14 protein-coding genes are annotated in these 14,835 nt (G+C 42.8%); 9 read left to right on the top strand and 5 right to left on the bottom strand.

Translation table 11 applies throughout. The annotated features are described in order from the left end of the window. Positions 1-114: 114 nt before the first annotated feature. Complete coding sequence (locus tag FRZ06_07055) at positions 115-903, top strand: DUF975 family protein (GenBank protein QOX63117.1); 789 nt, start codon at positions 115-117, stop codon at positions 901-903. 129 nt (positions 904-1,032) lie between these two features. Here the strand turns inward: FRZ06_07055 and FRZ06_07050 are convergent, their stop codons facing one another. Continuing rightward, a complete protein-coding gene (locus tag FRZ06_07050) occupies positions 1,033-2,133 on the bottom strand; it encodes an ATPase (protein QOX63116.1) in 1,101 nt (366 codons plus the stop codon). Between the two features lie 275 nt (positions 2,134-2,408). On the opposite strand from FRZ06_07050, the gene FRZ06_07045 reads away from it, so the two are divergent. Genes FRZ06_07045 through FRZ06_07035 form a run of 3 tightly spaced genes read left to right on the top strand, consistent with a single transcriptional unit; the run spans position 2,409 to position 5,904 of the window. After that, positions 2,409-3,620 (top strand): ATP-grasp domain-containing protein, encoded by a 1,212-nt coding sequence (locus FRZ06_07045; protein ID QOX63115.1) that lies wholly within the window; start codon positions 2,409-2,411, stop codon positions 3,618-3,620. 16 nt (positions 3,621-3,636) lie between these two features. Beyond that, complete coding sequence (locus FRZ06_07040) at positions 3,637-4,359, top strand: aspartate/glutamate racemase family protein (protein ID QOX65866.1); 723 nt, start codon at positions 3,637-3,639, stop codon at positions 4,357-4,359. 3 nt (positions 4,360-4,362) lie between these two features. Next, positions 4,363-5,904: a UDP-N-acetylmuramoyl-L-alanyl-D-glutamate--2,6-diaminopimelate ligase gene (locus FRZ06_07035; GenBank protein ID QOX63114.1), complete on the top strand. Its 1,542-nt coding sequence runs from the start codon at positions 4,363-4,365 to the stop codon at positions 5,902-5,904. 83 nt (positions 5,905-5,987) lie between these two features. Here FRZ06_07035 and FRZ06_07030 read toward each other — a convergent pair whose 3' ends face one another. The 4 genes from FRZ06_07030 to FRZ06_07015 form a co-directional block, all read right to left on the bottom strand. Next, positions 5,988-6,503: a GNAT family N-acetyltransferase gene (locus tag FRZ06_07030; GenBank protein QOX63113.1), complete on the bottom strand. Its 516-nt coding sequence runs from the start codon at positions 6,501-6,503 to the stop codon at positions 5,988-5,990. A 36-nt stretch (positions 6,504-6,539) separates the two neighbouring features. After that, a complete protein-coding gene (locus tag FRZ06_07025; GenBank protein QOX63112.1) occupies positions 6,540-7,526 on the bottom strand; it encodes a hypothetical protein in 987 nt (328 codons plus the stop codon). 155 nt (positions 7,527-7,681) lie between these two features. Continuing rightward, positions 7,682-8,314: a hypothetical protein gene (locus FRZ06_07020; GenBank protein ID QOX63111.1), complete on the bottom strand. Its 633-nt coding sequence runs from the start codon at positions 8,312-8,314 to the stop codon at positions 7,682-7,684. 10 nt (positions 8,315-8,324) lie between these two features. After that, on the bottom strand, positions 8,325-9,143 hold the full coding sequence (locus tag FRZ06_07015) for a glutamate racemase (protein ID QOX63110.1): 819 nt from the start codon (positions 9,141-9,143) through the stop codon (positions 8,325-8,327). Between the two features lie 299 nt (positions 9,144-9,442). Between FRZ06_07015 and pepF the strand changes: the two genes are divergently transcribed. The 5 genes from pepF (at position 9,443) to ilvC (ending at position 14,821) form a co-directional block, all read left to right on the top strand. After that, positions 9,443-11,239 (top strand): oligoendopeptidase F, encoded by a 1,797-nt coding sequence (pepF, locus tag FRZ06_07010; GenBank protein ID QOX63109.1) that lies wholly within the window; start codon positions 9,443-9,445, stop codon positions 11,237-11,239. A 130-nt stretch (positions 11,240-11,369) separates the two neighbouring features. After that, a complete protein-coding gene (locus FRZ06_07005) occupies positions 11,370-12,167 on the top strand; it encodes an NAD(+)/NADH kinase (protein ID QOX63108.1) in 798 nt (265 codons plus the stop codon). Positions 12,168-12,210: 43 nt separating this feature from the next. Then, positions 12,211-13,113: an RluA family pseudouridine synthase gene (locus FRZ06_07000; GenBank protein ID QOX63107.1), complete on the top strand. Its 903-nt coding sequence runs from the start codon at positions 12,211-12,213 to the stop codon at positions 13,111-13,113. Positions 13,114-13,197: 84 nt separating this feature from the next. Then, positions 13,198-13,530, top strand: coding sequence for a hypothetical protein (locus FRZ06_06995; GenBank protein QOX63106.1), 333 nt, complete (start codon positions 13,198-13,200; stop codon positions 13,528-13,530). Positions 13,531-13,825: 295 nt separating this feature from the next. Further along, positions 13,826-14,821, top strand: a complete 996-nt coding sequence (gene ilvC / locus FRZ06_06990; protein ID QOX63105.1) for a ketol-acid reductoisomerase — start codon at positions 13,826-13,828, stop codon at positions 14,819-14,821. Positions 14,822-14,835 lie beyond the last annotated feature (14 nt).

Below are 14,835 nucleotides of genomic sequence, written 5' to 3'. Positions count from 1 at the left end.
AAGTAATATAATATAATAATTGTGTATGAAAGCTTGTAGGAATGAAGAATTGATACGGATGAAGTGTATGATGCTTTGTTGCCTATGCAAAGAGAAAGAAAAGAGGGATATAAAATGGATCAGAATATCATTATAACTGAAAGCTGCCGAAACTTAAGAGCATTAGGAAGAGATTCCCTCACAGGAAAATGGGGATTGGGTGCTTTGGGAACGTTATTATATATGGTTCTTGCGCTTCTGCCGGTTTTCATTCTGAATGGAGTATTTGGAGATTTTGAGCCAACGACGATAGCAAACATATATAGCATACTAATTAGCGGGCCCCTGACTCTTGGTTACGCAATGTTTGCGATTTCGCTGTTTCGCAGAAGAGAGACATCTCCCGCAGAAGTGTTCTATGGTTTTGAGCGCTTTGGCAAAGCCTTTGGCCTATATATCGTCATGTCAATCTTCATTGTTTTATGGATGCTGCTGTTGTTTATACCTGGTATTATTGCTGCGCTGCGTTACAGCATGAGCTTTTATATCCTTGCGGATCATCCTGAAATGGGAATCATGGAGGCATTGAACGAGAGCAAGCGACTGATGCGGGGCAACAAATGGAAGTTATTCTGCTTGTATCTTTCCTTCCTGGGTTGGGCAATCCTGAGCGCTTTCACCCTTGGAATTGGTTACCTGTGGCTAATGCCATATATGGAAGTAACAATTGTTGCATTTTATGATATTGCAAAAGGAAATCTTCGTTCGGTTAGCAGGCTGGATGGCTGGCAGGAAGAATACAACAGTACAGATAAGGATACGAAAGACTTTGTCGATCCCATTACCGTGTATCGGACTCCGGAGACTTCTTCCGTAGATGCTGATAAAGCTAATGAAATGGACCAACAAGATCGAAGAGAATAGCGCAATTTTTAAGGATATCAAAAAAATAGAAGTAAGAGATACAGCCAAGATACACAAAAAGAATGCACCTGCAGATGCCTTGTAAAAGGCTCTGCAGGTGCATTCTTTTGTATGTCAGGGAGAGATGAATTAGCGTTGACTGAACTTTTGAGTAAGCTGCTGTCTCAAGGCGTCTATCTTCATGAAATCCATATTGGGAACATAGTATTTTTCCAGTTCGTCATGTTCTTTCTTTGCCTGACCGAGACAAAAAACTGCCTTTTCCAGCAGCTTTTCCATCTGCATCTTACTGTCTTCCAGAATCATATCCTGATATTTGATCACATCATACCTGATGATATCGGCTAAATTGATAGGGATCACCTTTGCATTCAGATCTGTTTCTTTGATCGAATGGTATTGATTGGAGGTTACGAAGGCGATGCCCAGATCAGGAATCAGGAGATGCTCCAATTTTGTTGAGGGCTTCATGGGGCAGTAGTATCCTTCTACTTGAAATCCTCGGTAAGCAGACCCTTCCAGAAACAAATTCAGGATTTTTTCACTGCTCACTCCCACGGGAGCCTGAATTAAGTAAACCTTTCGGTAGCCCTTCAGCAAAGAGTCAAGGTAATGCTCAAAGCCTTTGGGGGTAATTGCGCTAGCGAAATATTTCTTGATATCGCCCTGCTTGGAACTGATTTCCTTATGTGCCAGTTCATCACCGATTATTTTTGCTGTTATTTTGTAGAGTTCTTCATGCTTGATTGCGGATTCATAGATGCTGCTGAGGTTGTCGTACATTTTTCCGGCGGCTGCCAGATAATTATAGGCTCTGCCAAAGATGGTCCGTACTCTCTCGTTGTTTTTGATGAGCGCTTCTCTATTTTTCCTGATACCCTCTTCATCCCAGTAATCGCCCAAATGAATGATGGAATCAACTGCTCCTGGATTCAGCGGGTCTACGATGTGGGGAGCAGTTCCGTCAATCATGGCAATTTTTTTATCTCTCAAGACAATACCGTCCAGAGAGCTGTTATCTGAAGAGCAATGCATGAAGTCAACATCATGACCTTCTTTTAGCATTGCCTCACCGATCTTTCTCATAAATGTTGATTTGCCCACACCGGGGCCGCCTTTGATGCAGATGATTTTATCCGCTTCGTCCTGGCCTAATATGTATTGATAATAAGAGAAGAAGCCTTCTGGTGTATTGTTTCCTGGATACATATGTCTTTCGATTCCCGCCATATACATCTCCCTTTCCAAAGCTTTACCTTTCATGATATGCTGAAAAAAAGCCGCTGGTGATAAAGAAATCGAAATCTGCTGTCCCTTTTTCACATTTGAGGGTAAAGCTGCGGCCTACAGCTCTTATGGCCTAATCGGCCGCGAATTGTAGCTGACGGATAACATACATCCCAACATATATCCGATTATAACATTGATAAAAAAAGGGAAAAGTAGTATAATAAGCAGGATCTGAAGATCAGATTTTAGATCGATTAAGAACGAAGGAGCTGCAGATGAGTCAGAATTTTATCCCACTTCTGTTCGCAGGAGATATTAATGTTTACAGTGTTGCCAGGGCATTCCATGAGCAATATGATATAAAGGCTTACGTATACGGAAAATACAGCACCGGTCCATGCCATGACAGCAAGATCATGCATTATACCGCCAATCCAAAGATCGACAGGCAGGAAACGTTTCTTTCTGTCGTAAAGGAGTTTGCAGAGGCACACAAGGAGCAGAAAATCCTTGCAATTGGCTGCGGTGACAGCTACGTACAGCTGCTCAGTCAGAATAAGGACAAGTTCCCTGGGAATGTGATCGCACCTTACATTGACATCGATATGATGAACAATTTAATTCATAAAGAAAAGTTCTATGAGATGTGCGAAGAGGCGGGGGTGGATTATCCCAATACCTTTGTTCATAAAAAGGAGCTGGGGCATCAGTTTGAGCTGCCTTTTGAGGCGCCTTTTATTGTGAAGCCTGCAAACGGAATTGAGTACTGGCGTTATCCGTTCCCGACCCAGAAGAAGGTTTACAAAGCGGATGATCTGAAAGAACTCAATGGAATATTAGATGATATTTACAAGTCGGGTTATAACGATTCCATCATCATCCAGGATTTTATTCCCGGAGATGACACTTATATGCGTGTACTGACCAATTATTCCGACCGCAATGGACAGGTTCGCTTGATGTCTCTTGGACATGTTCTCCTTGAGGAGCATACACCGCACGGGATCGGCAACCATGCGGTGATTATAACGGAGCACAACGAAGAGCTGGCTGCTGGCTTTAAAAAATTATTGGAGGAAATGCACTACATTGGTTTCTCCAATTTTGACATTAAGTACGATCTGCGTGACGGTAAGTATAAAGCCTTTGAAATTAATACACGGCAGGGGAGAAGCAACTACTACGTCACTGGAGCAGGTCAGAATATTGCAAAGTATCTGGTAGAGGATTATATTCTGAAGCATCCTGTGGAAACAAAGATTATTACGGAGAAATCCCTTTGGATGGTAGTTCCCAAGGGAGTCGCATTCCGATATATCCAGCCGGAAGAGTATAAAATAGCCATGAGACAGCTGATCCGGGAAGGAAAGGTTGTGAATCCTCTGTTCTATTCTGCGGATGCTGGCTTTATGAGAAGATTGAGATTATATAAGTCTCAATTGGGACATTATTATAAGTACAGGAAGTATCTTGGAAAGCAGAAATAACTGGGGGACTGGAATCATGGGGATCAAAGAGAAAAAGGTACTGGGCGTTTTAGGGGGCATGGGGCCTCTTGCAACACAGCTTTTTTATAAAATGATTATTGAAAAAACCGATGCTCACTGCGACCAAGAGCATTTGGATATGCTGATTCTCAGTCATGCAACGATGCCGGATCGGACGAAAGCTATTCTGGAAGGCAGGACGGAAGAATTGTTCCAGATGCTGCGTAAGGATGCAATGTCACTGGAAGCAAACGGCGCAGGGGTGATTGCAATTCCCTGCAATACTTCCCATGTGCTGGCTGATCGACTGCAAGAAGAAATATCGGTACCGATCATTCATATGATTAGAGAAACTGCTGCATATCTTGCCAGACAGTTTCCTCAACAGGAGGGAAAGGTCGGTATTTTGGCCACTGACGGCACCATCAATACCGGTTTATATCAGCAGGAACTCCAAAAAGTAGGGCTCGTCCCTGTTGTGCCTGACGAGATGTCACAAAGGCTTGTGATGAAATTAATTTATGACGGAATTAAAAACGGAGGAGAAATCGACTTTGCTGATTTTCTGATGATTCAGGAGGACCTTAAAAATAAAGGTTGTGATGCCGCTATCCTGGCGTGCACCGAGCTATCCTGTTTCAAAGAGCAATATAAGCTGCCGCCATACTACATAGATGCCATGGATATTTTGACGGAGCAGTCAATTTTGTCCTGCGGCGGTAATATAAAGGAAGGTTGAAAAATGATGGATGATACAAAGCATAGCATGATAGAGTACTATCAATTGCTGGACAAGCATCAGCTGGTAAAGCATTGCGAGATCAAAGATGGTCACAAAGAATGGCCGATTCAGTATATTTCATTTAATTCAAAAGATATCAAGAAGAATACACTATTCGTGTGTAAGGGCAGCCACTTTTCTGCGGAATATCTGAAGGCTGCCATCAGAGATGGGGCGGTATGCTATATCAGCGAGACAAGATATGAGCTTTCTGATGGTGAACTTCCTGGGGGCGGGGTTTCGTGCATCATTGTTAATGATATCCGTAAGACCATGGCCCTCCTTGCTGATTATTATTATAACCAGATCTGGAGAGACCTGAACATCGTAGGAATCACAGGCACAAAAGGAAAGTCCACAACCGCTTATTTTATGAAATTTATCATGGATGAGTATCTGAGAGAAAAAAAGAAACCGCTGAGCGCAATTATTTCCGGCATTGATAATTACGATGGGATCATCAACGAAGAATCTCATTTAACCACACCGGAGGCGATGGAGCTTCACAAGCACTTTTTCAATGCGGCGAGCAGCGGCATAGAGTATCTTAGCATGGAGGTCTCCAGTCAGGCATTGAAATATGACCGTACTTTGGGTGTTAACTTTACTGTAGGCTGCTTCCTGAATATTGGTGAAGATCATATCAGTGATGTGGAGCACAGCAGCTTTGAGGACTATCTGGAATCCAAGCTTAGGCTTTTCGCCCAGTGTGAAAATGCGTGCATCAACATCAACAGCGACCAAATCGACAGAATCCTGGAAGCGTCCAAAGCTTGCCCTAACGTGGTTACCTTCGGCCTTGATGAACGAGCAGACATTTTTGGTTACGATATTATAAAGGCGGGCAAGAACATCAGCTTTAAGGTGAGAACGAAGAACCTGGAAAAGGACTTTGAAAAAGAATTTAAAATCACCATGGCTGGTTTATTCAACGTACAAAATGCGCTGGCTGCTATTTCTATTTCCTATTGTCTGGGAATCCCCATGAGCTTTGTTGCGGCTGGTCTCAAAAAGGCCAGAGTGAGTGGCAGAATGGAAGTCTATACAGGAAAGAAGAAGAAGGTTCAGGTCATCGTGGACTATGCTCACAATAAAATGAGTTTTGAAACGCTCTTCCAATCCACCAGAAAAGAGTATCCGGATAAGAAGATTACCATCGTGTTCGGCTGTCCGGGGAAAAAGGCAGTGAGACGCAGGCAGGAGCTGGGAGAAATTGCGGGAAGATATTCTGATCAGGTCTATATCACAGAAGAGGATGCAGGAGAGGAACCCTTGTTGAAAATTTGTGAAGAGATTGCCCAGCATGTAGAGAAGCAGGAATGCAGCTACGCAATCATTCCAGACCGGGAAGAGGCGATCAGAGAAGCCATTGTCAATGCAGATGACAATACCATCGTATTGGTTACGGGCAAGGGAAGAGAGACCCGGCAAAAGAGAGGAACTTTATATATTGATACACCCTCTGATGTGGAATACGTAAAGAAATATCTCGGTATTAATTAATAGAAGATAAAAAAATCACCATTTCTAAGGGATGGTGATTTTTTGTTTGAAACAGTGCCAGGGATTGGTGCAGAGCGAAAGTCTTAATCCACTGGAGATGGAGTTCCTTCGTTCAATTTAAGAATCATATTGTACCATACTGCACTCCCGTGATCAGAGGCAGATTTGCCATGATTGACAAAACCGAGCTTTTCATAATACGAAATTTTCTCTTCTTTGCAGCAGAGTGTAAGCCCTTTTCTTCCAGAATCTTCGGCAGTATTGATCAATGCGTTGACAAGGGCAGAAGCATAACCGCTTTTTCTGTATTCAGGCAGCATACACAGCCCGAAAATACTCTGATACGCGCCATTCGCATCATGATAGGATGTATCCCCGTAATGCTCATCATGAATAACCATATCATTGATGATGCTTCCATTAATAAAGCCGATGATCTTGCCGTCAAGCTCTGCAAGCTGAAAGCTGCGGCCGTAAACCTTCAGTCTGGATTCAAGTGTATCATGAGAAGCAGCTTCCTTAGGCGGAAAACAGATCTGTTCAATCTCATCGAGCCGTTCCAGATCTTCAACTAATGCTTGTCTGATTATTAATTCCATATTATTTATCCTTTCAGTTTCTAGATCAATTTCATTTCATACCTTAACTTTCAGCACCGGGGTTGAATCTCTGATGGCTTTGATTCCTGCAGGAAAAGGGTCCATGATGGTCCAAATACTGATGCCGCCAAGATCGAATTCATCAACAATCTGAAGCTTGGATCTGATGCTTGCTTCGTTCTCGAACCAGACAATATGCTGGATTTCAGCGTTATCGCGGTAAAGGTAAAATGGTGCCTTTGAACGATCGTCATATTGAATCACAGCACCTATTTCCTGTGCCTGCCGTTCCGCATCGTCATTGGATAACATTTGCGCAGGCAGATAGCTTTCGGGAAAAGGGACGGCCCAATCATAGCCGTAATTTGAGATACCAAGTAAAACTTTACGAGGATCCAGTACTCTGTTGAAAGCCAAAAAATTATAAATTCCTTCACTGGAGGAGAGTGGGCCAGGACTTTCGTTTCCAAAGGCCTGTCGAAATGCTTTTAATTCAAGAAAGTTAGCCGCCTTGTTTAACGCAGTGTAATCGATGCCAGCATCATATAAGCCTGGTGTTAGAGATACCATAACGAGAGCTGCTACACTATTGAGCCTGGCAGTTGTTTTTGAGACAGTTATCACAAACTGCTCCCGGTCCTGTGGTGCGATGTAGCCGAAATTAAATACCATGCCAAAGTACTTTTTACCCAATACGTTTAATACGACATTATTGATCAGCCGGTCTCTGACATTAGGATCGGTAAAAATGATTCGGGTCAGATCATAGCTGTATTCACCATATTCATTATAGGGAGTTAAGGCCATCAGGGGGGCAACACCGCTGTTATATGCATATTGCAGCAGATTTGCATCGCTTAGTGGAATCAGATCACCTTGTGCATTGAAGCCATAGCTGTAATACGTCACGTAGGTCAAATCTTTTGCCCAGAAATTCAGCAGTTCCTGTGTCATATTCTGGGTTGCATATCCGTTAACGATCATGGTGCCTGTCCTGACCTCTGCAATTGATCCTGATTTCATATGAGCCTCCGAAGAACAGTAAAATCTAGCCCAAGCGTTGTTTGGCCAATAGCTCGGCTATTCTATTCTATTGCTTTTCGGGAGGAATCATTACTACATTATCTTGTGATAAGCCATTATCATACGCCAAGCGTTTACCATGAGAGGACTATTTCTCAATAGTCCTCATCCTCATCATAGGACTCACCGTCGATGACAGGGAATTTCTTATCAATGAGGCCATCTTCGTACAGTTCCTCATCTTCTTCGTTGGTTTCGTCATATTCTTCATCAAGTTCTGCATCAAAGGATATTGCATATTCATCGATTTCATAATCTAAACTATCAGAGAAATCGTAGCGGTATTGATCTTCATTGAGCTTTTCCAGCCGATATAATGACATTGCTTCGCTGACTGTGGCATCACGTTTGACGTTATCCTTAAGACGCCTCAAGTGAACGATGCTGTCAAAGATATACCAGTTTCTGAACTTATAAAGTTCGTCCACATAAGGGATACGTTCGTCTCGGGTTGTTGAATTCTTGGCCAAGCCGATCAATGCTTGTCTCACAGTATCCATAAGGGTATAGACTTCAATTCCGTCATCGGGCATACCCTGTAGAATATCCTCAAAATAGGTATCGGTGATTTCCACCAGTGTTTGCGAATCAATATCCGCAAAAATTTTAAAGAAAGATTCATAAGGAATCTCTTCGTCACACTCAACCAAAGTAGCAAAATGCTCAAAATCTACAAATTCGTCTAGTGAGTCGATTTCGAGTAGTTCCATAAGTTCGTCATAATCCATTTTTATCACCTCATTTGTAGGTATCAAGATCGAAGCTTTTAAAAGCCACCTTGAACTCTGAATTTTCAAAGATACGATTAATCATATTTACGAAGTTCTCTGACAAGTCGCTGGCGTAAAAAGTATTGTCAAAAACCGGCTCGTCGGAGAGGAGATCATTTTTTTCAAGCTGTTCTATGATGTGCGGTATGATTTCTTCCGAGGGATTGATGATCCGAAGCTGGGGATAAATCTTCTCGATATTCTTCCTGATCAGTGGATAATGGGTACAGCCTAAAACCAAGGTGTTGATCTTATTATATGCAATAAAATGATCAAGATAATATTGAATGGAAAGATCCATAATTTCATGTTGTATGATACCCTCTTCAATGAGTGGGACAAACGTAGGGCAGGGTGTTGCATATAAGTTTAACTCTGGATTCAGGCAGTGGATTAAGTTCTCGTAGGCTTTGCTTTTGATCGTAACCTTTGTCCCGATAATACCGATTTCATCCTCCTTGCTGCAGGTTTCTGCGATGACCTCAGCGGTAGGTCCAATAATCCCTATAATGGGGATTGAGGGATATTTCTGCTGCAGCTCTTCCAAGCAGGTTGAACTTACTGTATTGCATGCAATTACAATCATTTTCACATTTTCTTTTACCAGGAAGTCTGCAATCTGCATGGAAAAAAGGCGAATGGTGGAAGGTGCTTTCGAGCCATACGGAGTTCGGGCGGTGTCCCCGAAATATACGATTTTCTCTTTCGGCAGAGCCTTCATTAAATACGGTATGCAGGTAAGCCCGCCTAAGCCTGAATCAAAAAAACCTATTGGTCGGTTATCCATAAAAATTAAGTGTCCTTTCGTTGTTGAAGTAAAACCATTTTCTGGGTATAATAATGATAAGTATATCATCAATACAGCAAATGAAATAAAATCGGAGATTTTATAAAGGATGTATTGGATTGTAGCGGTGTGTAGCAAACCAGAGCTATGGTTTGCACTGATGCTATAATAATATTAATGAATAAAGGATAAAATGTAAATAAAAAAATGAGAAATGAGGGAATTGAGAAATTGGATGATTTCTACATTCTCTTTCGGCAGGGATTCCTGCCAATCAAAAAAAGATAAGGAGTTTTGGCATGGGAAAAGAAATGAAAACTAGGGATCAGATCGATTCAAAGTACAAATGGAAGATTGAAGAGATGTACGCTGATGAGGAACAATGGAAAGTTGATTATAAAGCAGTAGAAGATAAGGCTAAAGATTATGTGGCTTATTCCGGCAGACTGGGAGAGAGCCCGCAGCTCTTGCTGGAGGCACTGCAGAAGAAAGATAATATCTGGTTGATTCTGGAAAAAATATATGTTTATTCGAGAATGAAGAAGGATGAGGACAACAGGATCAATAAATATCAGGCTATGAGTGACAAATCGGGATCGCTGATTGCAAAAACCTCTTCATATCTTTCCTTCTTCACACCGGAGCTGCTCGAAATTCCCGAAGAAAAGCTGAAGGGTTTCATTGAAGCAGAACCAGGTTTGAAACTGTATGAGCATGTAATTAACGAGCTGCTGCGTGAGAAGGCACATGTCCTTTCCAAGGATGAGGAAAATCTCATGGCTCAAATGAGCGAGATCGCCGGTGCCACCAATGATATTTTCGGTATGCTCAATAATGCCGATATCAAATTTGGCACCATCATGGACGAAGACGGTGACGAAGTCGAGGTGACCCACGGAAGATACATCGGTTTTATGGAATCCCACAGCAGAAGAGTTCGAAAGGATGCCTACGAGCACATGTATCAGGCTTATGACAACCTAAAAAATACCCTTGCCACTACCTATAATTATAATACAAAAACTGATGTCATCACTGCCAGAATCAGAAAGTATGACTCTGCAAGAGAAGCCGCTTTGTCCGGTGATAATATTCCCGCTTCCGTATACGACAACTTGATCGATACTGTAAACAGCAGGCTGGATCTGCTGCACCGATACGTGGAAGTCAGGAGAAAGATGCTTGGCGTAGACCAGGTTCACATGTATGATATGTATGTACCGCTGGTGGAGATGCCCAAGGCGGAGGTATCCTATGAGAAAGCGCTGGAGATGATGACTGCAGGGCTGGCTCCTTTGGGAGAAGGTTATCTGAAGAAGATGAATGACGGAATCGCTGCAGGCTGGGTTGATGTCTACGAAAATGAAGGCAAAACCAGCGGTGCTTACTCCTTTGGAAGCTATGACAGTATGCCGTATATTTTAATGAATTATAACGGAAGGCTGAAGGATGTATTTACCTTGGTTCACGAGATGGGCCACTCCATGCATTCCTATTACACCAGGCAGAACCAGCCCTTCGTGTACGGGGGACATTCCATTTTCACTGCAGAGGTTGCTTCTACCGTAAATGAATCTCTGCTGATGCATCACCTCCTTGACAATTGCAAGGATACGGAGGAGAGAAAATACTTGTTAAACCTTCATATTGAGGAGTTTAGAACCACCCTGTTCCGTCAGACGATGTTTGCGGAATTTGAGAAGTTAACCCATGAAGCGGTAGAGAAGGGTGAGGTGCTAACAGCGGAATGGCTCAGCAAAGAGTACGACAAATTGAACAAAAAGTACTTTGGCGACAACGTCTCATACGATCCGTATATCGCCATGGAATGGGCAAGAATCCCTCATTTTTATAGGGCCTTCTACGTATATAAATATGCCACCGGCTACTCAGCTGCTTCAGCGATCTCCGGAAAGATTTTAAAAGAGGGAGCTCCCGCAAGAGATGCCTACATCGAGTTTTTGAAGACTGGAGAAAGCAATTATCCCATTGAACTGCTAAAAATCGCGGGTGTTGATATGAGCAGTCCGGCGCCCATTGAACAAGCGATGGATGCTTTCGAAAAGCTCATTGTGGAAATTGAAAAATTGGTGTAAAATAGATCGGGGCAGAGCAGTTCTGCCCCGATTACTCTTTCTTTCTATTCATCTAAATTAGCTCAGGCTATCCGGTTTCCTGATGGAAGGAGTAAAGCTGTTTTTTTTAATAAGGGGGAGAAAAGCTCTGATGAAGATCATCAATGTTTTTGCAAATGACACCGTTCTATCCAGGGAAACAAAGAAACTTCTCAGACGAAAACTGGAGAAAAGCGACTTTGTGGTTCCTCGGGAATTTGATCCCAATGCGGAATTGATCATCTGTATCGGGGGAGATGGTTCTTTCTTGGAGACGCTTCACCGACATGATTTTCCCGATATTCCTTTTATCGGAATCAATACGGGACATCTTGGATTTTTTCAAGAGCTCCATCCAGACGGTTTGGATGAATTCATCTTTCGCTATAAACAGGGAAAATACGAAATTCAGCACTTAAAAACTGTGAAAGCTAAGGTTACCGTCGGAAACCAAAGCTTCGTTTATAAAGGACTGAATGAAATACTGATCAAAGGGGAACGTTCCAGAGCCATTCATCTGAACATTTCAATTGGGGACAGCTTTATTGAGCGGTTCAGCGGAGACGGAATTCTGGTATCAACCCCGGCAGGAAGCACGGCTTACAATTACTCTCTTGGGGGAAGTATCGTCGATCCAAGACTTACGCTGCTGCAGCTGACTCCTTTGGCACCGATGAATACCACTGCTTATCGGTCTTTTACTTCAAGTATTATTCTGCCTCCTGATCTTTCCATTCGGATCAACCCTGAGTATAACGGAGAGCGCGGTCTTTTAATCGTTCCGGACGGTATGGAATACCTTCATGTCGGATCCGATGAAATCGTCCTGGAGTTTTCAGAATCTATTGTCAAACTCCTTCGGTTTGAACATTATGATTTTTGGAATAAAGTAAAGAGTAAATTTCTATAGGGAAATATATAGGAAATAAAAAATAAGGAAACAAGCAAATACTATGAGCCAAAAAAATAAATTTGAATACACAATAAAGGAAAATGAAACAGAGCTCCGGATAAAGGAGCTCTTAAAACGTAATTTTGGGTTTTCCACAAGATTGATGAATAAGCTGAAAGCAGGCGATTATGTGAAACTCAACGGCAGTCCGGTTAAAATGTATGCGACAGGCGACACCGGGGATCGTATAACCATTGATCTGCCCCAGGAAAACAGCCATTTTGAACCTGAGCAAATCCCAATTAGCGTGGTCTATGAAGATGAAGACCTGCTCATTGTAAATAAACAACCCGGCTTTGTGGTTCATCCCACCAAAGGCCATCCCTGCAGAACGCTTGCAAATGGGATCATGAATTACATGCTGGAAAGTAATAAGAATTATAAAATACGGTTTATCAATCGGCTGGATATGGATACTTCAGGGCTTTTGGTGGTGGCAAAGAATTCCCACTGCCAGGACGATATGCAGAAGCAGATGATTGAGAATGCTGTAGTAAAAAAATATGCTGCCGTGGTAAAGGGTGTCATTGACGAGGATGAGGGAACTGTGGATCTTCCCATCGACAAGGAGCACGAGGATAAGGTGAAACGCACGGTGACCGATGGGGGATATCCGTCAGTTACTCATTATAAAGTACTTGAACGCTTTGAACGGGGATACACGTTGGTGGAACTTTTGCTTGAAACTGGCAGAACCCATCAGATCAGGGTTCATATGTCCCATATCGGTCATCCGGTAGTGGGTGACGTGCTTTATGGAGAAGCGTCGGTTTGGCTCATTGAAAGGCAAGCGCTCCATGCCAAATACCTGTCCTTCCGGCATCCGGTCACTGGTGCTGTTATGGAGCTGGAAGCTCCGCTGCCCGATGACATGCAGGAGTTGATTTTAAAAATACGCAAGTAGACTGTGCAGACAGGAAGGAACCAAAATTATCATCGCCTCATATTATATAGAAATTGTAATGTCATTTACATGGAGGTGTTTAAGGTGGGCGATGAAATAAAACAATGCATTGACAGGGATCGCTGTTATGATAAGGACAGATATGATGACTGTGACTGCGACAACAATGACTCAGGTTGGGGCGAATGGCTTCCAATCCTGCTGATCGTATTCTTGCTTTGCGGAGGAACAAACATATTCGGCGGCTTCGGTGGCTTGGGCGGCTTCGGCGGAGGCGGCTGCAGAGATGAATGCTGTGATAACAACGGCGGCTTCGGAAGTGGCTGGTTACTTATTCTGGTCCTGATCTTCTTCTTATTCCAAAATAATCAGGGATGTGGAAAGGACGGCGGCGGCGGCTTTTTAGGACTCTTCTAAAGCTTCCTAAAGACGTTTTCTTCTGTGAACGATAAAAAAATATCCATATAATACAAAAAGGAATTGTACGGATTGAATCCGCCTGCATTTCCTTTTTTGTTTCCTTTCTGCCCTCTTTTTGCTGTAACATTTCTGCTTCGATGAACAACACAATTATTTCCTCGTTTTGCCTTGACTGAGTGCATACCTAGTAGTACAATATATTAATATCAAATTTTTCGCATGAAAAATTGTGACGGTACAACAAATTTATTGTATAAAAATTATCTTGAATATACAAAGGAGTGGATTTAAAATGGCAAAAATTTATTATCAGGGTGACTGTAATCTCGGATTATTAGACGGTAAGACCGTTGCAATAGTTGGCTATGGCAGTCAAGGACATGCTCACGCACTAAATCTTAAGGAAAGCGGTGTGGATGTTGTTGTCGGTCTTTATGAAGGCAGTAAGTCTTGGGCTCAGGCTGAAGCTGTTGGTCTTAAAGTGGCAACGGTTGCTGATGCTGCAAAAGCAGCGGATGTAATTATGATCCTTGTGCCCGACGAAAAACAGGCTGATATTTACCATGAAAGTATTAAACCTCATCTGACAGAAGGCAAGGTTCTTGCATTTGCCCACGGATTTAATATCCACTTCCTTCAGATCGTACCTCCTGCAGACGTTGATGTTATTATGATCGCGCCAAAGGGACCTGGACACACCGTTAGAAGCGAATATGTAGCAGGAAAAGGCGTACCTTGCCTGATCGCAGTTCATCAGAACGCTTCCGGAAAAGCTACTGAAATGGGTCTGGCTTATGCTGCCGGTATTGGCGGTTCCAGAGCAGGTGTTCTGGAAACTACGTTCAGACAAGAGACTGAGACCGATCTATTTGGTGAGCAGGCCGTTCTTTGCGGCGGTGTAACTGCTTTGATGGAAGCGGGCTTCGAAACCCTTGTAGAAGCAGGTTATGATCCTGAAAACGCATATTTTGAATGCATCCACGAAATGAAACTCATCGTTGACCTGATCTATCAGGGAGGCTTCTCTTATATGAGATATTCTATCTCCGACACCGCTGAGTACGGTGATTATGAAACCGGAAAGAGAATGATCAAAGAAGACACGAAAAAAGAAATGAAGAAAGTACTGACTGAAATTCAGGATGGAACCTTTGCGAGAAACTGGATCACTGAAAATAAAGTTGGCCGCCCGCACTTCTTGGCTTCCAGAAGAATTCATGCAGAGCACCAGCTTGAAAAAGTCGGAAAAGAACTGAGAAAGATGTATTCCTGGAACGACGGGAAATAAGAATAGGGAATCAC

The organism is Clostridiales bacterium, from assembly GCA_015243575.1.
In the GTDB taxonomy this organism is placed as follows: Bacteria; Bacillota; Clostridia; order Peptostreptococcales; family Anaerovoracaceae; genus Anoxybacterium; species Anoxybacterium hadale.
Note: the sequence above shows the minus strand (reverse complement) of the source record. Positions and strands in the feature narration are given on the sequence as shown.

What these genes read in the sequence shown, in the direction of transcription:
- FRZ06_07055 (QOX63117.1), top strand. Translation starts at nt 115, where the DNA reads ATGGATCAGAATATCATTATAACTGAAAGCTGCCGAAACTTAAGAGCA.
- FRZ06_07050 (QOX63116.1), bottom strand. Translation starts at nt 2,133, where the DNA reads ATGGCGGGAATCGAAAGACATATGTATCCAGGAAACAATACACCAGAA.
- FRZ06_07045 (QOX63115.1), top strand. Translation starts at nt 2,409, where the DNA reads ATGAGTCAGAATTTTATCCCACTTCTGTTCGCAGGAGATATTAATGTT.
- FRZ06_07040 (QOX65866.1), top strand. Translation starts at nt 3,637, where the DNA reads ATGGGGATCAAAGAGAAAAAGGTACTGGGCGTTTTAGGGGGCATGGGG.
- FRZ06_07035 (QOX63114.1), top strand. Translation starts at nt 4,363, where the DNA reads ATGATGGATGATACAAAGCATAGCATGATAGAGTACTATCAATTGCTG.
- FRZ06_07030 (QOX63113.1), bottom strand. Translation starts at nt 6,503, where the DNA reads ATGGAATTAATAATCAGACAAGCATTAGTTGAAGATCTGGAACGGCTC.
- FRZ06_07025 (QOX63112.1), bottom strand. Translation starts at nt 7,526, where the DNA reads ATGAAATCAGGATCAATTGCAGAGGTCAGGACAGGCACCATGATCGTT.
- FRZ06_07020 (QOX63111.1), bottom strand. Translation starts at nt 8,314, where the DNA reads ATGGATTATGACGAACTTATGGAACTACTCGAAATCGACTCACTAGAC.
- FRZ06_07015 (QOX63110.1), bottom strand. Translation starts at nt 9,143, where the DNA reads ATGGATAACCGACCAATAGGTTTTTTTGATTCAGGCTTAGGCGGGCTT.
- pepF (QOX63109.1), top strand. Translation starts at nt 9,443, where the DNA reads ATGGGAAAAGAAATGAAAACTAGGGATCAGATCGATTCAAAGTACAAA.
- FRZ06_07005 (QOX63108.1), top strand. Translation starts at nt 11,370, where the DNA reads ATGAAGATCATCAATGTTTTTGCAAATGACACCGTTCTATCCAGGGAA.
- FRZ06_07000 (QOX63107.1), top strand. Translation starts at nt 12,211, where the DNA reads ATGAGCCAAAAAAATAAATTTGAATACACAATAAAGGAAAATGAAACA.
- ilvC (QOX63105.1), top strand. Translation starts at nt 13,826, where the DNA reads ATGGCAAAAATTTATTATCAGGGTGACTGTAATCTCGGATTATTAGAC.